This window comes from Pseudomonas putida group bacterium ESBL64 (genome assembly GCF_045277175.1).
In the GTDB taxonomy this organism is placed as follows: Bacteria; Pseudomonadota; Gammaproteobacteria; order Pseudomonadales; family Pseudomonadaceae; genus Aquipseudomonas; species Aquipseudomonas alloputida.
The window spans coordinates 2,506,594-2,529,490 of record NZ_CP145799.1 but is presented as its reverse complement, the minus strand read 5'-3'; the positions used below and the strand labels follow the sequence as shown (position 1 = coordinate 2,529,490).

Sequence of the window (22,897 nt, the reverse complement as noted above, 5' to 3'; positions counted from 1 at the left end):
TGGTGCAGTACCTGTAGGAGCGGGTTTACCCGCGAAAGGGCCGGCGCAGTTTGTAGAGATGCATCATTTTTTCGACGGGCTTTATGACTCTGATTCTAGGTATCGACCCCGGCTCGCGCATCACCGGCTATGGCGTGGTACGCCAGACCGCCCGTGGTTGCGAGTACGTGGCGTCGGGCTGCATCCGCACCGGCAGCGGTGAGCTGCACGAGCGGCTGCAGATTGTTTTTCGTGGTGTCAGTGAAATCATTGCTCAGCACGGCCCGGTGACCATGGGCATCGAACGGGTGTTCATGGCCCGCAACGCCGATTCGGCGCTCAAGCTTGGCCAGGCACGTGGCGCGGCTATCGTCGCCGCCGCCGAGGCCGGCCTGGAGATCGCCGAGTACAGCGCCACCCAGGTCAAGCAGGCCGTGGCCGGCACGGGGGGGGCCAACAAGGAGCAGGTGATGATGATGGTCATGCACCTGCTGAAATTGACGCAAAAACCGCAGATCGACGCTTCCGATGCCCTGGCCATCGCCCTGTGCCACGCCCACACCCGCTCCAGCCTGGTGCCGCATGGCTTGAGCACAGCGCGGCGACGCGGCGGGCGCTTGCGTCTGTAAGCGCTTCATGCGCTGATACACATTTTGTTCGGGTGATGCATTCACCTGCTGCATTTGCTGATAGGGTTGAGCGGTCTTTGACCGGCTCCCCGAGAGGAAGGATCGGAACGTGATTGGACGTTTGCGCGGCACCCTGGCGGAAAAACAACCGCCTCACCTGATTATCGACGTCAACGGCGTGGGTTACGAACTGGAAGTTCCCATGACCACGCTGTACCGTCTGCCCAAAGTGGGTGAAACCGTCACGGTGCATACCCACCTGGTCGTGCGCGAAGATGCCCACTTGCTCTACGGCTTTGCCGAAAAACGTGAGCGCGAGCTGTTCCGCGAGCTGATCCGTCTGAACGGCGTAGGGCCTAAGCTGGCCCTGGCGCTGATGTCCGGGCTGGAAGTGGATGAACTGGTGCGCTGCGTGCAGGCCCAGGACACCTCAGCCCTGGTGCGCGTGCCGGGCGTCGGCAAGAAAACCGCCGAGCGCTTGCTGGTCGAGCTCAAGGACCGTTTCAAGGCCTGGGAAACCTCGCCGGCCATGTTCACCCTGGTGTCCGATGGGCCTTTGCCGGTTGCCAGCGAGTCCAGTGCCGAGGCCGATGCAGTCAGTGCCTTGGTCTCGCTGGGCTACAAGCCGCAGGAAGCCAGCAAGGCAATTGCCGCGATCAAGGACAAGGCCGGCCTGAGCAGTGAAGAGCTGATCCGCCGCAGCCTGAAAGGGATGATTTCCAAGTGATCGAAGCCGACCGCCTGATCGCCGCCAGTGGCCGCGACCGCGAAGAAGTCCAGGACCGTGCGATTCGCCCGCTGAGCCTGGACGAGTACATTGGCCAGCCGGTGGTGCGCGAGCAGATGGCGCTGTTCATCCAGGCCGCCCGCGGCCGCGGCGAATCGCTTGACCACACGCTGATCTTCGGCCCGCCCGGCCTGGGCAAGACCACCCTGGCCAACATCATCGCCCATGAAATGGGCGTGTCGGTGAAGAGCACTTCGGGGCCGATTCTCGAGCGCCCCGGCGACCTGGCAGCCATGCTGACCAACCTCGAGCCGCACGACGTGCTGTTCATCGACGAAATCCACCGGCTGTCGCCTGTGGTCGAAGAAGTGCTTTACCCGGCCATGGAGGACTTCCAGCTCGACATCATGATCGGCGAAGGCCCGGCAGCCCGTTCTATCAAGCTCGATCTGCCACCCTTCACCCTGGTGGGGGCTACTACCCGTGCCGGCATGCTGACCAACCCGCTGCGTGACCGCTTCGGTATCGTGCAGCGCCTGGAGTTCTACAACGACAAGGATCTGAGCACCATCGTCAGCCGCTCGGCCAACATCCTTGGCCTTGCCATCGAAGACCAGGGGGCCTACGAGATCGCCCGTCGTGCCCGTGGCACGCCGCGCATCGCCAACCGCCTGCTGCGCCGCGTGCGTGACTACGCCGAGGTGCGCGGCAAGGGCCAGATCACCAAGGCCGTGGCTGACATGGCGCTGAACCTGCTGGATGTCGACGAGCGTGGTTTCGACCATTCGGACCGTCGCCTGCTGCTGACCATGATCGAGAAGTTCGACGGCGGCCCGGTGGGCGTGGACAACCTGGCTGCAGCCATCAGCGAAGAGCGTCATACCATCGAAGATGTGCTTGAGCCGTACCTGATTCAGCAGGGCTACATCATGCGCACGCCACGCGGCCGCGTGGTCACCCGGCATGCCTACCTGCACTTTGGGCTGAATATTCCCGGGCGCTTGGGGGAGGGGGGCGATTTTTCCGAGCCAGGCGATGAATGACAGATCAAAAGCGACTTTTCGTGGTCCTACCGCTGGCATGCCCTGGGTGCGCTGGCAATAAGACATTAATGAAGAAAAAACAGTTGCCACAGCGGATTGGCAAGCTGAGGAGTAAGCACTAGAGTATGCGCGCGCAAAATCAGCTCGAACCGTTCGCACACCGGTGTCGCGTCTATTACGAAGATACCGATGCGGGCGGCGTGGTGTATTACGTCAACTACCTGAAATTCATGGAGCGCGCGCGCACCGAACGCCTGCGGCATCTGGGCTTTTCCCAGTCGCAGCTGGCTGAAGACAACCTGCTGTTCGTGGTCCATTCCAGCGAAGCGCGCTATCACGCGCCGGCGCGGCTGGATGACGAATTGCGGGTGACCGCGCAAGTACTTGAACTCAATCGCGCCAGCTTGCGTTTCGTACAGCAGGTCTGGCGGGAAAAGGATGAAACGCTGCTTTGCGAAGGGCAGTTCCTGGTGGCTGCCGTGCGCGCCGACACTTTCAAACCCCGAGCCCTACCCCCCCAGCTGCGCGACGCCTTTGCGGCGGACGGCTCGGGTAATCAATCGAATGCAGGAGAATAAGCGTGGAAGCTAACGTCGTCGACCATACCTCCATGTGGAGTCTGGTCAGCAATGCCAGCGTGGTGGTACAGCTGGTAATGCTGACCCTGGTGGCCGCCTCGGTCACCTCATGGATCATGATCTTCCAGCGCAGCACCATGCTGCGCGCCGGTCGTCGTGCGCTGGATGCCTTCGAAGAGCGTTTCTGGTCAGGCATCGACCTGTCCAAGCTGTACCGCCAGGCAGGCAGCAACCCAGACCCGGACTCCGGCGTGGAGCAGGTGTTCCGTGCCGGTTTCAAGGAGTTCTCGCGCCTGCGCCAGCAGCCGGGTGTCGACCCGGACGCTGTCATGGAAGGTGTTGGCCGTGCCATGCGTGTGGCCATCTCGCGCGAGGAAGAAAAACTCGAGCAGAGCTTGCCGTTCCTGGCCACCGTTGGTTCGACCAGCCCGTACATCGGCCTGTTCGGCACCGTGTGGGGCATCATGAACTCCTTCCGCGGCCTGGCCAGCGCACAGCAGGCCACCCTGGCCACCGTTGCGCCGGGCATTGCCGAAGCACTGATCGCAACCGCCATCGGCCTGTTCGCGGCAATCCCGGCTGTCATTGCCTACAACCGTTTCGCCGCGCGCAGTGAAATACTGATCGGCCGTTACTACACCTTCGCCGACGAGTTCCAGGCGATCCTGCACCGCAAAGTGCACACCAGCGAAGAGTAATCAGGTAGAAGCCCATGGCCCGAGTTCGCCACAAACGCAAGCCCGTCGCCGAGATGAACGTGGTGCCCTACATCGACGTGATGCTGGTGCTGCTGGTCATCTTCATGGTGACGGCGCCCATGCTCAATCAGGGCGTGAAGGTCGACCTGCCCAAGGTTTCCAGCGAAGCCTTGCCGCAGGACAACAACGTCCAGATCCTCACCATCTCCATCAAGGCCGATAAAACCTATTACTGGAACCTCGGCAGTGAAGTCGATACCGACAAGCAGATGGACAAGGCCATGACCTTGCCGGCCATGACCGACGCCGTTACCAAGATCATTGCTGCCGGCCGTGACCAGGGCAAGCAGACCCAGGTGTTCATTCGTGGCGACAAGGCTGTCGACTATGGCGCGGTCATGGGTGCCATGGGCGGGTTGCAGAAGGCCGGTGTCGGTAACGTTGGCCTGATTACCGAGGCGCCCTGATGCAACAGCGAGAGCCATCCGCCTCGGAAAGCTACTTCTGGCCCAGTGTCTGGGCCATCGGCCTGCATGTGCTGGTGTTTGCCCTGCTGTTCGTCAGTTTTGCCATGACGCCTGAGCTGCCGCCTTCCAAGCCGATCGTTCAGGCTACCCTGTACCAGCTCAAGTCCAAGAGCCAGGCAACCACCCAGACCAATCAGAAGATTGCCGGGGAGGCGAAGAAAACCGCTTCGCGCCAGACCGAAGTCGAGCAGCTGGAACAGAAGAAGGTCGAGCAGGAGGCCGTGAAGGCCGCGGAACAAAAGAAAGCTGACGCCGCTCAAAAGGCCGAAGAGGCCCGCGAAGCCGCCGAGGCGAAAAAAGCCGAGGATGCTGCCAAGGCCGCCGAAGCTGCCAAGGCTGCCGAGGCCAAGAAAGCCGCCGAAGCCAAGAAAGCCGACGAGGCGAAGAAAGCCGCCGAGAAACAGCAGGCCGACATCGCCAAGAAAAAGGCTGAGGACGAAGCCAAGAAAAAAGCCGAAGAAGAGGCCAAGAAAGAGGCCGCTGAAGAGGCGAAGAAGCAAGCCGCCGAGGAAGCCAAGAAAAAGGCAGCCGAAGAGGCCAAGAAGAAAGCAGCCGAGGACGCCAAGAAGAAAGCGGCGGCCGAGGACGCGAAGAAGAAGGCAGCTGAAGAGGCCAAGAAAAAGGCCGCTGCAGATGCCCAGAAGAAGAAGGCACAGGAAGCGGCCCGCAAGGCGGCAGAAGACAAGAAAGCCCAGGCACTGGCCGAGCTGTTGTCCGATACCACCGAGCGGCAGCAGGCGCTGGCCGACGAGCAGGGTGACCAGGTGGCCGGCGACTTCGACGACCTGATCCGTATGCGCGCGGCCGAGGGCTGGGCACGTCCGCCTTCCGCGCGCAAGGGCATGACGGTGGTCCTGCAGATCAACATGTTGCCGGACGGTACCATCACCAGTGTCAGCGTGGCCCGTTCCAGTGGTGACGGCCCGTATGACAGTTCGGCGGTGGCTGCGGTGAAGAACATTGGTCGTTTGACCGAGATGCAGGGTATGAAGCCGAGCGATTTCAACCAATATCGTTCGTTCAAGATGACATTTACACCTGAGGATCTAGCGTTGTGATTAAACGTCTGAGAGGACTGCTGGTCATGCTCTGCTGCGTGGCAGGCATGGCGGTGGCAGAAGAAAAGAACATCCTGGTTACCAGCGGCAGTGATCGGGCCACGCCCATCGCGGTAGTGCCGTTCGGTCTGCAGGGCGGCAGCGTGCTGCCCGAAGACATCGCCGACATCATCGGCAATGACCTGCGCAACTCTGGCTACTACTCGCCAATTCCGCGGCAGAACATGATCAGCCAGCCGTCGCAGGCCAGCGAAGTGATCTTCCGTGACTGGAAAGCGCTGGGTGCACAATACGTGATGGTCGGCAGCATCGTGCCGTCGGGCGGTCGCCTGCAGGTGCAGTACGCGCTGTTCAACGTCGCCACCGAGCAGCAAGTGCTGACCGGCAGCGTGGCGGGCAGCACCGACCAGCTGCGCGACATGGCGCACTACATTGCCGACCAGTCGTTCGAGAAGCTGACCGGCATCAAGGGCGCGTTCTCTACGCGCATGCTGTACGTGACGGCTGAGCGTTTTTCCACCAACAACACCCGCTACACCCTCCAGCGTTCGGACTACGACGGTGCGCGTGCGGTGACCCTGCTGCAATCGCGTGAGCCGATCCTGTCGCCGCGCTTTGCGCCAGATGGCAAACGGATCGCCTACGTTTCGTTCGAGCAGAAGCGCCCACGTATCTTCGTGCAGAACATCGATACTGGCCGCCGCGAGCAGGTGACCAACTTCGAAGGCCTGAACGGTGCGCCAGCCTGGTCGCCAGACGGTTCGCGCCTGGCGTTCGTGCTGTCCAAGGACGGCAACCCGGACATCTACGTGATGAATGTGGCCTCGCGCCAGATCAGCCGTGTTACTGCAGGCCCGGGTATCAATACCGAGCCGTTCTGGGGTAAAGATGGCAACACCCTTTACTTCACTTCCGACCGTGGCGGCAAACCGCAGATCTATAAACAGTCGGTCAGTGGTGGTGGTGCCGAGCGCGTAACGTTCGTGGGTAACTACAACGCCAACCCGAAACTTTCGGCGGACGAAAAGACCCTGGTAATGATCCATCGCCAACAGGGCTTTACCAACTTCAAAGTGGCGGCACAGGACTTGCAGCGCGGAAGTGTAAAGATTCTGTCTGAAACAAGTCTTGATGAGTCTCCCACTGTTGCGCCAAACGGCACCATGCTAATCTACGCCACCCGCCAGCAGGGCCGGGGAGTCTTGATGCTCGTGTCGCTTAATGGCCGCGTGAGGCTCCCACTTCCTACCGCTCAAGGCGAAGTCAGAGAACCGTCCTGGTCCCCTTACCTGAACTGATTGCGGCGTAATACATTTTGCTTAACACACTGGGGTTTCATTAGGAGTTTCACGATGGAAATGCTGAAGTTTGGTAAATTTGCTGCGCTGGCCCTGGCCATGGCCGTAGCTGTAGGTTGCTCCTCGAAGGGCGGTGATAACGCAGGCGAAGGCGCTGCTGTAGATCCTAACGCTGGCTACGGTGCCAACACTGGCGCTGTTGACGGCTCCCTGAGCGAAGAAGCCGCCCTGCGCGCAATCACCACCTTCTACTTCGAATACGACAGCTCGGACCTGAAGCCAGAAGCCATGCGCGCTCTGGACGTTCACGCCAAGGACCTGAAAGCCAACGGCAACCGTGTTGTTCTGGAAGGTAACACCGACGAGCGCGGCACCCGCGAGTACAACATGGCTCTGGGTGAGCGTCGTGCGAAAGCCGTTCAGCGCTACCTGGTTCTGCAGGGCGTTTCCCCTGCTCAGCTGGAACTGGTTTCCTACGGCGAAGAGCGTCCAGTTGCTACCGGCAACGACGAGCAGTCCTGGGCTCAGAACCGTCGCGTAGAACTGCGTAAGTAAGTTCTTATGCGTATGTGCCGCCGTGTAGTAACCGTCCTCGCACTCAGCCTGCCGCTTGCGGCCTGGGCTGAGGTCCCTGTAGTAGATGACAACGCAGGCAGCTATCCGCCTGCGGGTTATGGCACGAGCGGCGCCTATGCCGGGTCAGGGGCTTCGGCCCCTGCCTCTGCACAGGGCCAGCTGTTCATGCAGCTGCAACAGATGCAGGATCAGCTTTCCCGCCAGCAAGGCATCATCGAAGAGCTGCAAAACGATGTGTCGCGCATGAAGCAGGAAAACCTGGAGCGTTACCAGGACCTGGACCGTCGCATCAACAGTGGCGCTGCGCCTGCCGCAACCCCTGACAATTCCTCCGGTGGTGGTGCGTCCAATGCCGCCCCCGATGCCGCAGCAGGTGCTGCTGCGCAACAACCGGCCGGCAGTAGCCAGCCCGGTGATCCGGCGAAAGAGAAGCTCTATTACGACGCAGCTTTCGACCTGATCAAACAGAAAGACTTCGACAAGGCCAGCCAGGCGTTCAACGCCTTCCTGCGCAAGTACCCCAACAGCCAGTACGCCGGTAATGCCCAGTACTGGTTGGGTGAAGTGAACCTGGCCAAGGGTGACCTGCAAGGCGCCAGCCAGGCCTTTGCCCAGGTCAGCCAAAAGTACCCGAAGCACAGCAAGGTGCCAGATTCGCTGTACAAACTGGCTGATGTCGAGCGCCGTATGGGCCATACCGACAAGGTAAAAGGCATCCTCCAGCAGGTCGTCACCCAGTACCCCGGCACCTCTGCCGCTCAACTGGCCCAGCGTGACCTGCAGAAGCTCTAGGCGTTGTCGCTGTACCGCTCGAAAGAAACCCGCGCCAGTCGCGGGTTTTTTCGTTAGAATCACTGCCCTTTTTTCGTAAACACGCTGCTGCGGATAACGCGATGTCGAGTCCGCGACAGTGCCTGACGGAGGCGGACAGCCTGTTTAGCTGTCACGCCCGTGGCGAGCATGCAAGACACATTACGCATCACCGAAGTCTTTTACTCTTTGCAGGGTGAGACGCGAACGGCCGGGCTGCCTACGGTATTTGTGCGCCTCACCGGTTGCCCCCTGCGTTGCCAGTACTGCGACAGTGCCTATGCCTTCAGTGGCGGTACCGTTCGCACCCTTGATTCGATCCTTGAGCAAGTGGCCGGCTTCAAGCCGCGCTACGTCTGTGTCACCGGTGGCGAACCGCTGGCCCAGCCCAACGCCTTGCCATTGCTGCAGCGGCTGTGTGACGCCGGTTACGAGGTGTCGCTGGAGACCAGCGGCGCGCTGGATATTGCCGGCACCGACACCCGCGTCAGCCGTGTGGTCGACCTGAAAACCCCAGGCTCCGAAGAGTCGCACCGTAACCGCTACGAGAACATCGAGCAGCTGACGCGCAACGACCAGGTCAAGTTCGTCATTTGTTCCCGTGAGGATTATGACTGGGCGGTATCCAAGCTGATCCAGTACAACCTGGCAGAGCGTGCCGGTGAGGTGTTGTTCTCACCCAGCCATCATCAGGTGAACGCCAGTGACCTGGCTGACTGGATCGTTGCTGACAACCTGCCCGTACGCTTCCAACTTCAGCTGCACAAGCTGCTGTGGAACGACGAGCCCGGACGTTGATTGAGGAGCACGTACACATGACAGAAAAACGCGCAGTAATCCTGTTGTCCGGCGGCCTGGACTCGGCCACCGTGGTTGCCATGGCCAAGGCCGAAGGCTACAGCTGCTACACCATGAGCTTTGACTACGGCCAGCGTCATCGCGCCGAGCTGAACGCCGCTGCCCGCGTGGCCCGCGACCTGGGTGTGGTCGAGCACAAGGTGATTGGGCTGAACCTCGACGGCATCGGCGGTTCGGCATTGACCGACAGCAGCATCGACGTGCCGGAAGCCCCGGGTGAAGGCATTCCGGTCACTTATGTGCCGGCGCGCAACACCGTGTTCCTTTCGCTGGCGCTGGGTTGGGCTGAAGTGCTGGAAGCGCGCGACATCTTCATTGGCGTCAACGCCGTCGATTACTCTGGCTACCCGGATTGCCGTCCCGAGTTCGTCGAGGCCTTCGAGCGCATGGCCAACCTGGCGACCAAGGCTGGCGTAGAAGGGCAGGGTTTCCGCATCCAGGCGCCGCTGCAGAACATGAGCAAGGCGCAGATCGTGCAGGCCGGTATGGCCCGTGGTGTGGACTACAGCCTGACCGTTTCCTGCTACCAGGCCGACGATGACGGCCGCGCCTGTGGCAAATGCGACAGCTGCCGCCTGCGCGCCGACGGTTTCAAGGCCGCCGGTATCGAAGACCCGACTCGGTATTTTTGAAAAAATCGTGATGGGGTGTTGAATTCTCGTTAGAAATCAGTATTATACGCGCCATCAAATGGGTCGTTAGCTCAGTTGGTAGAGCAGTTGGCTTTTAACCAATTGGTCGTAGGTTCGAATCCTACACGACCCACCATACGCAGTCCGTGAAAGCCCGCTACCAGAAATGGTCGCGGGCTTTTTCGTTTGCGCTACGGGTTTCGGAAAAAGGGCGCAGAGCGCCCACACATTACTCGGCCCATTCCGGGTCGCCAGTGAACACCACTGTCAGCCAGCGGTCCGGCCCTTCGCCGCCTACCGCGTCGCCAATCTCGTTGCGCCAGGCATCCCATTCATCGATGGTCTTCGCCGCCATGGTTTTGGGCACGATGAAATACAGCTCAATCTCCCGCGAACGCCCGACCTTGGCGACATAGGCGCGGTAAGACTGCAGGCCGTGGCGAGCGACGAAGGCCTTGGCCACCTCATCTACGTGCAGCTTGAGGTCGCCAGGGGTGACCAGGAAGATTTCAGACAGCGCCTGACGCACCACCGACATCGGCAATGGCACGATCACCAGGCACACCAGCGCCAGCACCGCCGGGTCAATATAGGGTGATACCCATTCCAGCGAAGTACCTTGCACGGCATAGCCAAAGCAGAAGGCGATCAGCAGTGCGGCCGTGATGCTGGCTGACATTACCCAGCCCTTGACGTCCATGCGCACGAAGTCTGACTTTAGTTTGCGGTTGGCGCGGGCCTCGATGACGGCGATGGTCACGCAGGTGATCACCGTCAGCGCCGCGTAGACCATGGCAATGCCGAACTCCAGGTGGCGCCCGCCTTGCAGCAGGCTGCTGACGGCATTGATCAGCGCGTAGATGGCCACGCCGCCGAGCAGAATGCCGTTGAGCGCCAGTACCATGGGTTCCAGGTGCCAGAAACCCATGGTGAAGCGCTCGCGCAGCTTGCGTGACATCTGCACGCTGGTGGTGTGCGAAGTGATCAGCTTGACCACGACCAGCGAGAGCCCGCTCATGCTGGCGTCGACCAGTGAGTATACGCCGTCGAAGACGATGGAAAACGAGCCGGAGGCAAGGCCGAAGGCGATGCCGATGGTGGCGATGAACAGGGTGGCGGCGATCGAGGTGCGTAAAAGCCCTTGTTCGCTGGTGATGTCGAAGAAAGTGGATCGGGTTGGATTAGGCATAAGTTGTGCTCAAGAATAACAATGGTGCGGTGCCTGTCAGGGCCTCTTCGCGGGCACGCCCGCTCCCACAGGAACTGCACAGCCCCTTAGGATTACGCCGAACCTGTGGGAGCGGGCGTGCCCGCGAAGAGGCCCTGACAGGCTAAACGCGAAACTGCTCCATCAGCGCCTGCTGCTGGTTGGCCAGCCGGTTCAGGGCTTGGCTGATGCGTGCCGATTCATCGGCCTGTCCGGCCAGTGATTCTGTCACGTCTCGAATGCCGGCCACGTTACGGTTCACTTCCTCGGCCACCGCGCTCTGCTCTTCCGCCGCCGAGGCTATCTGCAAGTTCATGTCGCTGATCACCGCCACGGCCTCGCCAATACGCTGCAGTGCCGGTAATGCCTGCTCCATGCGTGCGGCGCTGTCCTGGGCCTGGCGTTGGCCTGCATGCATGGCCCCCACCACGTCCTGGGTGCCTTGCTGAAGGCCTTCGATGACCTGGCGAATTTCCTCTACCGAAACCTGCGTGCGCTGGGCCAGGCCGCGCACCTCATCGGCAACCACGGCGAAGCCACGCCCGGCTTCGCCTGCGCGGGCCGCTTCGATGGCGGCATTCAGTGCCAGCAGGTTGGTTTGCTCGGCAATGGTGCGGATCACTTCAAGCACCGAGCCGATTTGCCCGCTGCGGTCTTCCAGTGCACGGGCCTCGTCCATGGCAGTGTTCATGCCTGCGGCCAGGCGGTCGATGCCCTGGCGCGTGCTGTCCACCAGTTGCAAGCCTTCCTGGCTGGCCTGATCCGCGGCGCGTGCGGCCTGGGCCGCCTGCGAGGCGTTGTGGGCGACATCCAGAGCGGTGGCGCTCATTTCATTGGCCGCTGTGGCCACCTGTTCGATTTCGCGATGCTGCTGCTGCATGCCGTTGCTGGTCTGGCTGGCGATGGCGGCCGATTGGTCGGCGGTGTCACGGGCCTCCTGCAGCGACCCTTTGACCTGAGCAATGACCGGTTGCAACTTGTCGAGGAAGCGGTTGAACCAGGCGGTGAGCAGGCCCAGTTCATCCTGGCGGGCGTAGTCCAGGCGACGGGTAAGGTCGCCTTCGCCACTGGCAATGTCTTCCAGGCGTGCCGCCACGGCCAGGATTGGCCGGCTAACGCCGCGAGCGGTCAGCCACACCAGCAGCAAACCCACGATTGCCGTGCCAAGGCCTATCAGCAGGCTGGTGAGGTTGGCATTCTGGTTATGGGCATCAAGGCGCTGGTTTAGGGCTACGGCAGGGGCCTGCAGCACGCTTTCCGGCACTTCCAGCCATACCTGCCACGGGGCTGTGTCAGGGATTGGCGTGAAGGGGTGGGCCACGCGCAGCAGACCGTCGGCTACCGCATTTGCCATGGGCTTGCCGAGCGTGCTGTCGTCGCGGCTGTTGCCCGCCAGCAGGCCGGCGGCGGTGGCGATACTCACCTGGCCCTGGCCGTCGAACAGGTCGCGGCGGCCGTCCACACTCAGTTGCTGCAGGTTGGCCAGGCCGATGTCCAGGCCGACCACGCCGACTACCTTGCCGTGTTCCAGCAGTGGCAGAGCGATGCTGGTCATCAGCACCTGACGGCCGTTGACCTCGTCGAGGTACGGTTCGAGCATGCAGGTCCTGGCGGTGTCCTGCGGGCAGGTCAGCCAGCGGTTCTTCGCCGCGCCGTTGCTGCCGATGCTGGTGTCACCGAGCATCGTTTCCGGCATGGCTTCAAGTTCCAGGGTGCCGGGGCTTGGTTGGGACCAGTACAGCGAGAAACGCCCGCTCTCATTGCTGCCCAGGGCGTCCTGCCCGAGGTAGTGGCTGTCCTGCTGGTCCAGGGCATTGGGCTGGAACACCAGGTACAGGCCAATCACATCCGGGTTGCCGGCCAGGCTAGCACGCGCCTGGCGGGTCAGTTCGGCGCGCAGGTCGCTACCACCACGGTCCTTCAGCACCTGTACCAGGCGGGCAAAGCCATTGCCGTACTGGTAGGCGTCCATGAAGTAGCGCTGGATACGCAAGGCCTGGGTTTCGGCGTGGGCCTGCAGGCGCTGGCGGGCGCTGTCTTCGAGCATGGCAGTGTTGGCCTGGTTGACCAGGGCGGCGCTGCGATGGGCCTGGGTCAGCGAGGTGGCTACCAGCAAGGCGACAATGGCCAGCAGGCACAGGCCGGCGAGGAGTGTGATCTTCCACTGGATGGAGAGGCGACGCAGCGGCATGAGGGCTTTCCTTTTCAAACAAATGCAACGCCCGCGATCAGGCGCGGGCGTTGTTGGCAGCGTGGGTCATTCGGCGACGTAGTTGGGCGGTGCCGCGCGGAAGGCTTTGGTCAGCCAGCCCAGGTAGACCAGCCCGAGCGCAGCCCAGATGCCGCCAAACATCAGCGAATGTGCGTTCAGGTCCAGCCACAGCGAGACGATGATGCAGAAGCCGATGGTAGGCAGAACCAGGTACTTAAACTGGTTGCTCAGGCCTTTGCGATTGCCTTCACGCAGGTAGCAGTGGTTGATGACCGACAGGTTGACGAAGCTGAACGCGACCAGGGCGCCGAAGTTGATGATGGAAGTGGCGGTAACCAGGTCGAAGAAGATCGCCGATAGCGAAATCAGCCCTACGACTGCAATGTTCAGCACTGGCGTCTTGTAGCGCGAATGCAGGCGGGCGAAGACGCTGGCCGGGATCACGTTGTCGCGGCCCATTACATACAGCAGCCGTGACACGCTGGTTTGCGAGGCCAGGCCCGAGGCGATGGTGTTGATCACGGTGCAGGCAATGAAGATCGACTGGAAGAGCTTGCCGCCAACGTACAGGGCAATTTCCGGCAGGGCTGCTTCATGGTCGTGGAAGCGGGCCATGGTCGGGAAGTAGGCCTGGATGAAGTACGACACGGTGATGAAGACCACACCGCCAATCAGTGCGGTGAGGAAGATTGCCCGGGGAATGGTCTTGGCCGGATCGCGGGTTTCCTCGGACAGGCAGGTGACCGCATCAAAGCCCAGGAACGAGAAGCACAGGATGGTTGCACCGGCGGCCAGGGCACTGAACTGGGTCTGGCTGTCGGCGAACGGTATCAGGCTCCAGGTGGTACCCAGCCCTTCACCCTGGTCCAGGCCGCGCACGCACAGGTAGATGAACACGGCGATGATCGCCACCTGTACACCCACGAACAGCAGGTTGAAGTGGGCCACCAGGTTTACGCTGCGCATGTTGATCAGGCTGATCAGGGTGACGAAGCCGGCGACCCACATCCACTCAGGTACTTCCGGGAACATGGCCGAAAGGTACAGCTTGGCCAGTAGCGCGTTGACCATCGGCAGCAGCAGGTAGTCCAGCAGTGAAGACCAGCCCACCAGGAAGCCCACGTGCGGGTTGATCGCGCGCTGGGTGTAGGTGTAGGCCGAGCCCGACTGCGGGAAGCGTTTTACCAGGGTGCCATAGCTCACCGCGGTGAACAGGATGCCGGCCAATGCCAGGATGTAGGCGCTGGGTACATGGCCAGCGGTGATCCCGCTGACGATGCCGAAGGTGTCGAACACGGTCATCGGGGTCAGGTAAGCCAGGCCGATGATGATCACGTGCCAGAGGCGCAGGGTCTTGCGAAGTTGGCCGTTGCCGGAAGCGCTGTGGTCAGGCTGCATGCTGGCATGGCTCCTGCTGCTGGGCGTAAACGACGGGCACGGTGTATTGCGCATGCGGCAAGGGCGAGCGGGTGGGCTCCATATTGTTCACCTTTTATGTTGGAGCGGCGGAAGGCGCGGTGGGGCGCGCAAAGTGGTGAAAATAAAAAACGATGGGTAGGTGGGTGTCAAGTTAAACATGACAAGATGTTGCAAAATTGAAATATTTATCGATTAAATACGGGATTTGTTCGGTTGTTGCGCGTTTTTTTGCGATTCTGATCAATTTGAGTGTTCGTAAAAATTAACGAATCCTTTGCTTGTTTCACCTGGCTGTCGGATGTGTCCGAAAAATGGCATTTCTCGAGCTGGGCCAGCACTCGGCCCAATCGGGGGTGGTACTCTTCGATTTCTGCGTGGCCTCTGGCCGCCTTCGAAGCCCTTACGGACAGCAATCGGTTCTATTCATGAAGAAATCAGTTGGCATCCTTTCCGGCCTGGCTATCGCCATTGCCGTCGCAACCACCGCAGGCGCCTGGTACACCGGCAAGCAGCTGCCGGCAGAGCTGGACAACGCCCTTGCACGCAGCAACGCCGAACTCAAAAAGGCCCTGGTCAGTACCGGTGGTAGCATGAGCATCGAGCGTGTGTCGCTGGAGCAGCATCTCTTCAGCAGCACTGCCCAGTACCGGCTCAAGGCTCGCGACATCAACGTGGGGCAGGGCGAGGTGATCAATTTTGACGTGGGCGTGACCGACCAGATCGAGCACGGCCCGTTTCCCTGGTCGAGGGTCAGGGCACTGAAGCTGATGCCGGTAATGGCGGTCAGCAACAGCACGCTGCAGAAGGATGAAGCCGTCGCGCCATTGTTCGCCGCTGCGGGTGAAAAGGCCCCGATCAGCGCACAGACCAGCCTGGGTTACGGCGGCAGCGTGGTCAGCCAGGTTCAGCTGGCGCCGCTCAAGATTGACGAAGCGGATGGCAACACCTTCGACTTTTCGGGCATGCAGTTCGAAGTCAGTGGGGACAAGGAGGGCAAGGCCTCCAAGTTCCGCGGCCAGGCCGACAGGCTGGTGATGAAGCGTGTGCATGACGACCAGCCGCCGGCCACGTTCGAGCTCAACGGGCTGACGTTTGGCGGTAACCTCGCAGCCACCGCGCACGATGCCATCTATGTCGGTAACGTCGATCTGGCGTTGGCTGAAGCCAAGGTCACACTTGGGCCGAAACAGCAGGTGCTGTTGATCAAGGGCCTGGAACAGAACGCCTTGCAAACCCTCGACGGCACGGACACCGTAGGTGGCCGCGCGGCGTACAAGGTCGGCGACATCAGCTGGGATGGCCGCGCGGTAGGCAAGGCGCAGATGGCGGTGAGCGTGACTTCGGTAAACGCCCCGGCGCTGCAGGCCTTGTCGAAGTGGTACCAGTCGCACTTGCCGGAGTTCGAGGCCGCCAGTGCGGCTGGCCAGCCGGTGCCGCAGATCCAGATGGACGACGCCGAAAAGGCCCGCTTCCAGGGTGACTTGCAGAAGTTGCTGGCCGCCAAGCCCAAGCTGGCGGTGGAAAACCTGTCGTTCAAGACCGCCAATGGCGAGAGCCGCTTCAACCTGTCGATGGACCTCGCCGCACCGGCCAGCTTCGACCTGCCGCCGGACCAGCTGAGCAAGCAGATCATCACGGAGGTGAAAGGCAAGCTGTCGCTGTCCAAGCCGATGATCGGTGACCTGGCGACCTTGCAGGCCTTGCTGGATGGCCAGACCGATGCGCAAGCGATTGCCATGCAGTCGAGCCAGGCGGGGGAGATGGTCGGCATGATGGCGCTGCAGAGCGGCATGGCCACCGTACAGGGCGATGATGTGGTCAGCAGCCTGCACTATGCCGATGGCATGGTCGATTTCAATGGCCGAAAAATGACCGTGGAAGAATTTGCCATGTTCATGGCGGCGCATCTGGCGGCCCTGTCGCCGCAGGGGTGATGGTTTCTCCTGTTGCGGCCTCTTCGCGGGTGAACACGCTCCTACCAGGATTTCACAGTGTAGGAGCGGGTTTACCCGCGATGAGGCCAGCACAGGCAACACAAAAACCCCTTTAGTAATCGCTGGATTGTCTGTAGCCTTCGGCCTCCGATAATAATCCGCGCCCGCAGAGGGCCGTGGCGGTCACCATGCCGTCCGGCACCCTTAGCCGATCTGCCAGGGCCGGGTGATACACTCGATTTGACGCGCAAGCGCGCCTGCAGGTCCAGCGATCATGACCCAGATTTCCGAACGCCTTTTGGTTCAGGCCCACCTCGACGCCAAGCAGCCCAACCCGCTGACAGCCGAGCAGGAGGCCGAATACCGTGCGGCCATCGCTGCCGAGCTCAAAGCCCAGAATGCCGTGCTGGTTGCCCATTACTACTGCGACCCGGTCATCCAGGCGCTGGCTGAAGAAACCGGCGGCTGCGTGTCCGACTCGTTGGAAATGGCCCGTTTCGGCAAGAACCACCCGGCCGAAACAGTCATCGTGGCCGGTGTGCGCTTCATGGGCGAGACGGCAAAAATCCTCACTCCGGAAAAGCGCGTGCTAATGCCGACACTGGAGGCCACTTGCTCGCTCGACCTGGGCTGCCCGGTAGAAGAGTTCTCGGCCTTCTGCGACCAGCACCCTGAACGCACCGTGGTGGTCTACGCCAACACGTCCGCAGCGGTGAAGGCACGCGCCGATTGGGTGGTGACTTCGAGCTGCGCGCTGGAAATTGTCGAAAGCCTGATGGACAACGGCGAAACCATCATCTGGGGCCCGGACCAGCACCTGGGCCGTTACATCCAGAAGCAGACCGGTGCCGACATGCTGCTGTGGGACGGTGCCTGCATCGTTCACGAAGAGTTCAAGTCGCGCCAGTTGGCTGACATGAAGGCGCTGTACCCGGATGCTGCGATCCTGGTGCACCCCGAGTCGCCGGAAGCGGTGATCGAGTTGGCCGACGCGGTGGGTTCCACCAGCCAGCTGATCAAGGCTGCCCAGACCCTGCCGAACAAAACCTTCATCGTCGCCACCGACCGCGGCATCTTCTACAAGATGCAGCAGCTGTGCCCGGACAAGGAATTCGTCGAAGCCCCCACCGCCGGTAACGGCGCGGCATGCCGCAGCTGTGCGCATTGCCCGTGGATGGCGATGAACACCCTGGAGCGGGTGCTGGATTGCCTGCGTAACGGCACCAACGAAATTTTCGTTGACCCGGCGCTGGTGCCCAAGGCGATCAAGCCGCTAAACCGTATGCTGGACTTTACCCAGGCGGCGCGGCTGAAGCTTTCCGGTAACGCTTGAGGTTGCCGAGGCCGCTTTGCGGCCTAATCGCGACACAAGGCCGCTACCACACGGATCGCGCCAGCTTTTAGAAATTGAGCAAGACAGTTGCTCCCACATGGCCCTGCAGACGCCTGTGGGAGCGGCCTTGTGTCGCGATTGGGGCGCAAAGCGCCCCCAAAACCCTCAGCGCCCCATCATTTCCTGAACCATGCGCCGTTGCTCCATGATCTCGCGCTGGCGCTGGTCAATCTGTGAGGCCAGCGGGAAATTCCCACCCGCCCGGCGCTTGGCGTAATCCAGCTGCTGGATTGCCTGATCAAAGTCGCCGACCAGCGTGAAGTACTCGGCACGCGCTCGGTGCAAGCCAATGGTATTGCCCGACAAGCCACGCACCTCGGCCATGTCGTACCACACATCCGGGTCATCCGGCCGACTCTTCACCAGCTCGTTCAACACCTTCTCGGCCTCAGCCGGCTTGTTCTGTTTCACCAGCAGGTCGGCACGCACCTGTTTCAACGGGTAGTTGCCCGGGTACAGCCCCTGCATCCGTTCGGCGCGCTGCTGGGCGTCGGCAAGACGGTTGTTGGTGATGTCCAGGTCGATTTGCGCCAGGTTGTAGGTGATGTCGTTGGGCGCCTTTGCCAGCAGCGGCTTGAGCATTTCACGGGCCTCGTTCAATTGCCCGCCCTTGATCTGTGCCAAGGCCAGGCCATAACGTGCGGCATCCAGTTTTGGGTCTTCGTCCAGCTGGGCGCGGAAGCGCTTGGCGGCAAGCCCCGGCGTGCCTTCGTAGGTCAGTGCCACCCGGGCGCGGATCAGCTGGTAGCGCATGCTGTCTTCAATACCACCCTGGGGCGCCTGGTCGGCGCGGTTACGGGTGTCGGCAATACGTGATTCGGTCACCGGGTGGGTCAGCAGGAACTCCGGCGGTTTGGCGTCATAGCGATACTGGCGTGCCAGGCGCTCGAACATGGTCGGCATGTTGCGCGGATCGTAGCCGGCCTTTTCCAGGTTCTGGATACCGATGCGGTCAGCTTCCTGTTCATTCTGGCGCGAGAAGCGCCGTTGCTCCTGAATGGCCGCCGCCTGGGTGCCGGCAATCATGCCGATGCCCGCATCGCCGGCGCCACCTGCGGCCAGCACGATGCCGGCCAGCAGCGCTGCCATCATCGGCAACTGCATACGCTGCTGGGCCTCGACACCCCGCGCGAAGTGGCGTTGCGACAAGTGCGCCAGTTCGTGGGCCAGTACCGAGGCATATTCACCCTCGGTCTGGGCGTTGAGGAACAGCCCGCCGTTGACCCCGACAATGCCACCCGGGGCGGCAAAGGCGTTCAGCTCGCGGCTGTCGATCAGGATGAACTCCAGGCGCCGGTCCTGCAGCTGGCTGGTTTCGGCCAGCTTGTACACGCTGGTTTCGACGTAGTCCTTGAGCTGTGGGTCGTTGAGCTGATTGACCTGGCCGCGCAGCAGGCTGAGCCAGGCACGGCCCAGTTGGTGCTCCTGTTGCGGCGAGACGATCGCAGAACTGGCATCACCCAGTGATGGCAGGTCGTCAGCATGGCCGGGAAGGGCCATCAGGCAGGCCAGCGTCAGCAGGGTAGGGCGCAGTAGATTCATGCATGAAGCTCGCGTCGGATCAAAGATACCTACTGTAGCGGGCTCACACGTTGGCGACCAGTGGCGCTATCCTAGCCAGCCATGCCAAGAAGCACCCTGGCGATGCCTTTGGAGACCCTGCGATGAGTAACACCCTGACCTGCGACGCCGAACTGGACGCCAGCGGGCTGAATTGCCCTTTGCCACTGCTCAAGGCCAAGATGGAGCTCAATCGCCTGGCCAGTGGCGCGGTGCTCAAGGTTATCGCCACGGACGCAGGCTCCCAGCGCGACTTCCGCACTTTCGCCCAGTTGGCCGGTCATACCCTGCTGCAAGAAACGGCCGAGGCCGGTACCTATACTTACTGGCTGCGCAAGGCCTGAGTCTTTTCCAAGGATCGTCAATGTTCAAAGTGCTTCGCGACTGGGTGCAGCGCTACTTCTCCGATGAGGAAGCGGTGGTGCTGGCGGTCCTGTTGTTCCTGGCTTTTACCGCCGTGCTCACCCTGGGCGGCATGCTCGCGCCGGTGCTGGCGGGCATGGTGCTGGCGTTTCTGATGCAGGGGCTGGTCAACGCCCTGGAGCGCGTGCGCGTACCTACACGGCTGGCGGTGATGCTGGTGTTCGCCTTGTTCATGGGCGCACTGGCGGTGTTCATGCTGGTGCTGGTACCGCTGCTGTGGCATCAGCTGATCACGCTGTTCAACGAGCTGCCGGGCATGCTCGGCAAGTGGCAGTCGTTGTTGCTGCTGCTACCGGAGCGCTATCCGCACCTGGTGTCGGACGAGCAGGTATTGCATGCCATCGAATCGGTGCGCGGTGAAATTGGCAAGTTTGGTCAATGGGCGCTGACCTTCTCGTTGTCCAGCCTGCCACTGCTGGTCAATGCCATGATCTATCTGGTGCTGGTGCCGATTCTGGTGTTCTTCTTCCTGAAGGATCGCGAACTCATTGGCCGCTGGGTCAGTGGCTACCTGCCGCGCCAGCGCACCTTGCTGAACCGGGTGGGCAGCGAGATGAACCGGCAGATCGCCAACTACATCCGCGGCAAGGGTATCGAGATTCTGATCTGCGGCATTGCCACTTACATCGCCTTCATCAGCCTGGGGCTCAATTACGCAGCGCTATTGGCGTTGCTGGTGGGGCTGTCGGTGGTGGTGCCTTACGTGGGCGCGGTGGTCGTGACCGTGCCGGTGACCCTGATTGCGCTGTTCCAGTGGGGCTGGGGCGACCAGTTCATCTACCTGATGACGGTGTACGCGATCATCCAGGCGCTGGATGGCAACGTGCTGGTACCGCTGCTGTTCTCCGAAGCGGTGAGCCTGCACCCGGTGGCGATTATCTGCGCGGTGCTGCTGTTTGGCGGGCTATGGGGGTTTTGGGGGATATTCTTCGCCATCCCCCTGGCGACGCTGATCAAGGCCGTGCTGGATGCGTGGCCCAAGCAGGAGCCTAGCGTTTCACCGATGCTTTGAATGTCATTGGGGCCGCTCTGCGGCCCTTCGCGGGCACGCCCGCGCCCACTGGGCCCTGCACAATTCCTGTGGGAGCGGGCGTGCCCGCGAAGGGCTGCAAGGCAGCCCCATTCAATTTCAAGCCTTGTTCAAGGTCTGAGCAGCAGCCAGAACTGCATCCACATGCCCGGGCACTTTCACGCCACGCCATTCCTGGCGCAGCACCCCGTCCTTGTCGATCAGGAAAGTGCTGCGGTCAACGCCCATGTACTCCTTGCCATACAGCTTCTTCAGCTTGATCACGTCGAACAGCTGGCACAGGGCCTCGTCCTTGTCGCTGATCAGCTCGAACGGGAAACCTTGCTTGGCCTTGAAGTTCTCGTGCGACTTGATGCCATCACGCGACACACCGAATACCACGGTGTTGGCCGCGGCGAAGGCGTCATGCTGGTCGCGGAAGCCCTGGCCCTCGGTGGTGCAGCCTGGGGTGCTGTCCTTGGGGTAGAAGTACACCACCACCTGCTGGCCCTTGAGTTCGGCAAGGCTGACGGTTTGCCCGCTGGTGGCCTGGGCCTGGAAGTCGGCGACAGGTTGGTCGAGTGCTACAGCCATGATCGGTTTCCTTACATTGGGTTCTGGGGACGCCATGGCTCGATCAGTGCGTCGAGGTTCAGGGCATCGGCAAAGTCCAGGAACTGGTCGCGTAGCCAGCTGATCTGCGTGCCGGCCGGCAGAATCACGGTGAACTGGGCGTTGAGCATGCTGCTACCGGTTTGCGGCGCCAGGTAGGTGTCGCAGGTCATGGCTTCCAGCTCGACGCGGTGGTCAAGGAAGAACTGGCACAGCTCGTTGATGATGTCCGGGCGGTAGGCAGCGCTGACGTAGGCTACATACGGAAGGGCCTGCGGGCGCACTTCCTGGTCCGCGCTGCGGACCACGTCGAGGGTCAGGCCGTGCTTCTTGCCCAAGCCTGGCAGGGTGGACTCGAGACGTGCCAGGGCGTCCCAGCTGCCGCCCACCTGCAGCACCAGGGCGCTGGTCTCGCCGTGGCGGCTCAGGCGCGAGGTGACCACCGCGCAGCGGTTTTCGAAGGCAGCGCGGCTGAGGACGTTGGCCAGCTCCATGGGGTTCGGGCCCAGGGCACTGATGACAAGGAATTGTTCGCGGACGGTGGGGGTGGACATGCAGCATTCCTAAAGCGATGAGCGGTCGGCACAGGACGGGCAAATGCCTCCTGTCGGCAGGGCCCGGGGCTCGCATGCGAGGTCTTGGACGCTGGCGGGGAGCAAGGTCGACGGCCCGGCGGGCCGCGCTGCACCGATCAAAGGGCCAAGGGTAGCGAAATAAGCCGCCGAGGGGAATGCTCCACCCGCCTGCTTCGCTTGTGCAAGGTCGATGCCCCCAGTACCATTACCGCTCTCTTTTTCCGGCAGGAGCAGTTACATGATTGCGGGCAGTATGGTGGCATTGGTCACACCCATGGATGCACAAGGGCGTGTTGACTGGGGCAGCCTCGACAAACTTGTAGACTTCCACCTGGAAAACGGCACCCATGCGATCGTCGCTGTCGGCACCACCGGTGAGTCGGCCACGCTGGATGTCGAAGAACACATCCTGGTCATCAAGCACGTGGTCGAGCGCGTCAAACGCAGCGCCAAACCGATTCCGGTCATCGCCGGCACCGGTGCCAACTCCACCGCCGAAGCCGTGCACCTGACCCAGAACGCCAAGAATGCTGGCGCCGACGCCTGCCTGCTGGTTGTGCCGTACTACAACAAGCCAACGCAAGAAGGCCTGTACCAGCACTTCAAGCACATTGCCGAAGCCGTCGACATCCCGCAGATCCTCTACAACGTTCCCGGCCGTACCTCCTGCGACATGCAGGCCGAGACCGTGATCCGCCTGTCGACCGTGCCGAACATCATCGGCATCAAGGAAGCCACGGGCGACCTGGCCCGCGCCAAGGCCATTCTCGATGGCGTCAGCAAGGACTTCATCGTCATGTCCGGCGACGACCCGACTGCCGTCGAGCTGATCCTGATGGGCGGCAAGGGCAACATCTCCGTCACCGCCAACGTCGCTCCGCGCGAAATGGCGGACCTGTGCGAGGCCGCCCTTGAGGGCAATGCCGAGAAGGCCCGCGCAATCAACGAAAAACTCATGCCGCTGCACAAAGACCTGTTCTGCGAGTCCAACCCGATCCCGGTGAAATGGGCGCTCGTCGAAATGGGCCTGATGCAAAAAGGTATTCGCCTGCCACTGACCTGGCTGAGCGAAGGCTGCCACGAAAAAGTCCGTACTGCCTTGCGCCAGTCCGGCGTACTGGTTTAAGAGGAAGTACACCG

General features: G+C 61.7%; 23 protein-coding genes, 1 tRNA gene and 1 pseudogene. 18 read left to right on the top strand and 7 right to left on the bottom strand.

Annotation, left to right across the window (positions count from 1 at the left end; translation table 11 throughout):
- Nucleotides 1–83 precede the first annotated feature (83 nt).
- The 13 genes from ruvC to V6093_RS11490 all read left to right on the top strand — a co-directional run bounded on the left by ruvC (nt 84) and on the right by V6093_RS11490 (nt 9,549).
- Nucleotides 84–608, top strand: a complete 525-nt coding sequence (ruvC, locus tag V6093_RS11550) for a crossover junction endodeoxyribonuclease RuvC (protein WP_003254769.1) — start codon at nt 84–86, stop codon at nt 606–608.
- 109 nt (nt 609–717) lie between these two features.
- Nucleotides 718–1,335: a Holliday junction branch migration protein RuvA gene (gene ruvA / locus V6093_RS11545; RefSeq protein ID WP_003254768.1), complete on the top strand. Its 618-nt coding sequence runs from the start codon at nt 718–720 to the stop codon at nt 1,333–1,335.
- Nucleotides 1,332–2,378 (top strand): Holliday junction branch migration DNA helicase RuvB, encoded by a 1,047-nt coding sequence (ruvB, locus tag V6093_RS11540; RefSeq protein ID WP_003254766.1) that lies wholly within the window; start codon nt 1,332–1,334, stop codon nt 2,376–2,378. The genes ruvA and ruvB overlap by 4 nt, the downstream gene beginning before the upstream one ends.
- Nucleotides 2,379–2,503: 125 nt before the next feature.
- Nucleotides 2,504–2,956, top strand: a complete 453-nt coding sequence (gene ybgC / locus V6093_RS11535; RefSeq protein ID WP_003254764.1) for a tol-pal system-associated acyl-CoA thioesterase — start codon at nt 2,504–2,506, stop codon at nt 2,954–2,956.
- Between the two features lie 2 nt (nt 2,957–2,958).
- Nucleotides 2,959–3,654, top strand: a complete 696-nt coding sequence (tolQ, locus tag V6093_RS11530; RefSeq protein WP_003254762.1) for a protein TolQ — start codon at nt 2,959–2,961, stop codon at nt 3,652–3,654.
- Nucleotides 3,655–3,668: 14 nt separating this feature from the next.
- Nucleotides 3,669–4,121 carry a protein TolR gene (gene tolR, locus V6093_RS11525; RefSeq protein WP_003254760.1) on the top strand — a complete coding sequence of 151 codons (453 nt, stop codon included), beginning with the start codon at nt 3,669–3,671 and terminating at the stop codon, nt 4,119–4,121.
- Nucleotides 4,121–5,239 carry a cell envelope integrity protein TolA gene (gene tolA / locus V6093_RS11520; RefSeq protein WP_012051476.1) on the top strand — a complete coding sequence of 373 codons (1,119 nt, stop codon included), beginning with the start codon at nt 4,121–4,123 and terminating at the stop codon, nt 5,237–5,239. The genes tolR and tolA overlap by 1 nt, the downstream gene beginning before the upstream one ends.
- A 26-nt stretch (nt 5,240–5,265) precedes the next feature.
- The gene (gene tolB, locus V6093_RS11515; protein WP_012051477.1) at nt 5,266–6,537 is read left to right on the top strand and encodes a Tol-Pal system beta propeller repeat protein TolB; all 1,272 of its coding nucleotides are present in this window, start codon (nt 5,266–5,268) and stop codon (nt 6,535–6,537) included.
- 54 nt (nt 6,538–6,591) lie between these two features.
- Complete coding sequence (gene pal / locus V6093_RS11510; RefSeq protein WP_003254755.1) at nt 6,592–7,092, top strand: peptidoglycan-associated lipoprotein Pal; 501 nt, start codon at nt 6,592–6,594, stop codon at nt 7,090–7,092.
- Nucleotides 7,093–7,098: 6 nt separating this feature from the next.
- Complete coding sequence (ybgF, locus tag V6093_RS11505; protein ID WP_003254754.1) at nt 7,099–7,905, top strand: tol-pal system protein YbgF; 807 nt, start codon at nt 7,099–7,101, stop codon at nt 7,903–7,905.
- A 168-nt stretch (nt 7,906–8,073) separates the two neighbouring features.
- Nucleotides 8,074–8,721: a 7-carboxy-7-deazaguanine synthase QueE gene (queE, locus tag V6093_RS11500; protein WP_003254753.1), complete on the top strand. Its 648-nt coding sequence runs from the start codon at nt 8,074–8,076 to the stop codon at nt 8,719–8,721.
- Entirely contained in the window at nt 8,721–9,413 is a 693-nt protein-coding gene (queC, locus tag V6093_RS11495) for a 7-cyano-7-deazaguanine synthase QueC (protein WP_076403786.1), read from the top strand. The genes queE and queC overlap by 1 nt, the downstream gene beginning before the upstream one ends.
- A 60-nt stretch (nt 9,414–9,473) precedes the next feature.
- A tRNA-Lys gene (locus tag V6093_RS11490) sits at nt 9,474–9,549 on the top strand.
- A 93-nt stretch (nt 9,550–9,642) separates the two neighbouring features.
- Here V6093_RS11490 and V6093_RS11485 read toward each other — a convergent pair.
- The 4 genes and pseudogenes from V6093_RS11485 to V6093_RS11470 all read right to left on the bottom strand — a co-directional run bounded on the left by V6093_RS11485 (nt 9,643) and on the right by V6093_RS11470 (nt 14,230).
- Nucleotides 9,643–10,602 (bottom strand): cation diffusion facilitator family transporter, encoded by a 960-nt coding sequence (locus V6093_RS11485; protein WP_014589999.1) that lies wholly within the window; start codon nt 10,600–10,602, stop codon nt 9,643–9,645.
- Between the two features lie 142 nt (nt 10,603–10,744).
- Entirely contained in the window at nt 10,745–11,500 is a 756-nt protein-coding gene (locus V6093_RS11480; RefSeq protein ID WP_370688784.1) for a methyl-accepting chemotaxis protein, read from the bottom strand.
- 102 nt (nt 11,501–11,602) lie between these two features.
- Nucleotides 11,603–12,592: pseudogene (gene mcpU / locus V6093_RS11475) on the bottom strand (methyl-accepting chemotaxis protein McpU); the annotation flags it as partial.
- Between the two features lie 285 nt (nt 12,593–12,877).
- Complete coding sequence (locus V6093_RS11470; RefSeq protein ID WP_014862073.1) at nt 12,878–14,230, bottom strand: APC family permease; 1,353 nt, start codon at nt 14,228–14,230, stop codon at nt 12,878–12,880.
- 446 nt (nt 14,231–14,676) lie between these two features.
- Between V6093_RS11470 and V6093_RS11465 the strand changes: the two genes are divergently transcribed.
- Nucleotides 14,677–16,185 carry a YdgA family protein gene (locus tag V6093_RS11465; protein ID WP_004575737.1) on the top strand — a complete coding sequence of 503 codons (1,509 nt, stop codon included), beginning with the start codon at nt 14,677–14,679 and terminating at the stop codon, nt 16,183–16,185.
- Between the two features lie 274 nt (nt 16,186–16,459).
- Complete coding sequence (gene nadA, locus V6093_RS11460) at nt 16,460–17,518, top strand: quinolinate synthase NadA (protein WP_003254747.1); 1,059 nt, start codon at nt 16,460–16,462, stop codon at nt 17,516–17,518.
- Between the two features lie 165 nt (nt 17,519–17,683).
- On the opposite strand, the gene V6093_RS11455 is transcribed toward nadA, so the two are convergent.
- A complete protein-coding gene (locus V6093_RS11455) occupies nt 17,684–19,120 on the bottom strand; it encodes a M48 family metalloprotease (RefSeq protein ID WP_003254746.1) in 1,437 nt (478 codons plus the stop codon).
- 122 nt (nt 19,121–19,242) lie between these two features.
- On the opposite strand from V6093_RS11455, the gene V6093_RS11450 reads away from it, so the two are divergent.
- Together V6093_RS11450 and V6093_RS11445 are read left to right on the top strand one after the other, a co-directional pair.
- Nucleotides 19,243–19,482: a sulfurtransferase TusA family protein gene (locus V6093_RS11450; RefSeq protein WP_003254745.1), complete on the top strand. Its 240-nt coding sequence runs from the start codon at nt 19,243–19,245 to the stop codon at nt 19,480–19,482.
- A 20-nt stretch (nt 19,483–19,502) separates the two neighbouring features.
- Nucleotides 19,503–20,573 (top strand): AI-2E family transporter, encoded by a 1,071-nt coding sequence (locus V6093_RS11445; protein ID WP_003254744.1) that lies wholly within the window; start codon nt 19,503–19,505, stop codon nt 20,571–20,573.
- Between the two features lie 117 nt (nt 20,574–20,690).
- Here the strand turns inward: V6093_RS11445 and V6093_RS11440 are convergent, their stop codons facing one another.
- Together V6093_RS11440 and V6093_RS11435 are read right to left on the bottom strand one after the other, a co-directional pair.
- Entirely contained in the window at nt 20,691–21,164 is a 474-nt protein-coding gene (locus tag V6093_RS11440; RefSeq protein WP_014755600.1) for a peroxiredoxin, read from the bottom strand.
- Nucleotides 21,165–21,175: 11 nt separating this feature from the next.
- On the bottom strand, nt 21,176–21,736 hold the full coding sequence (locus V6093_RS11435) for a glycine cleavage system protein R (RefSeq protein ID WP_003254741.1): 561 nt from the start codon (nt 21,734–21,736) through the stop codon (nt 21,176–21,178).
- A 259-nt stretch (nt 21,737–21,995) separates the two neighbouring features.
- Here V6093_RS11435 and dapA point away from each other — a divergent pair, with 259 nt between their 5' ends.
- The gene (gene dapA, locus V6093_RS11430) at nt 21,996–22,883 is read left to right on the top strand and encodes a 4-hydroxy-tetrahydrodipicolinate synthase (RefSeq protein WP_003254739.1); all 888 of its coding nucleotides are present in this window, start codon (nt 21,996–21,998) and stop codon (nt 22,881–22,883) included.
- Nucleotides 22,884–22,897 lie beyond the last annotated feature (14 nt).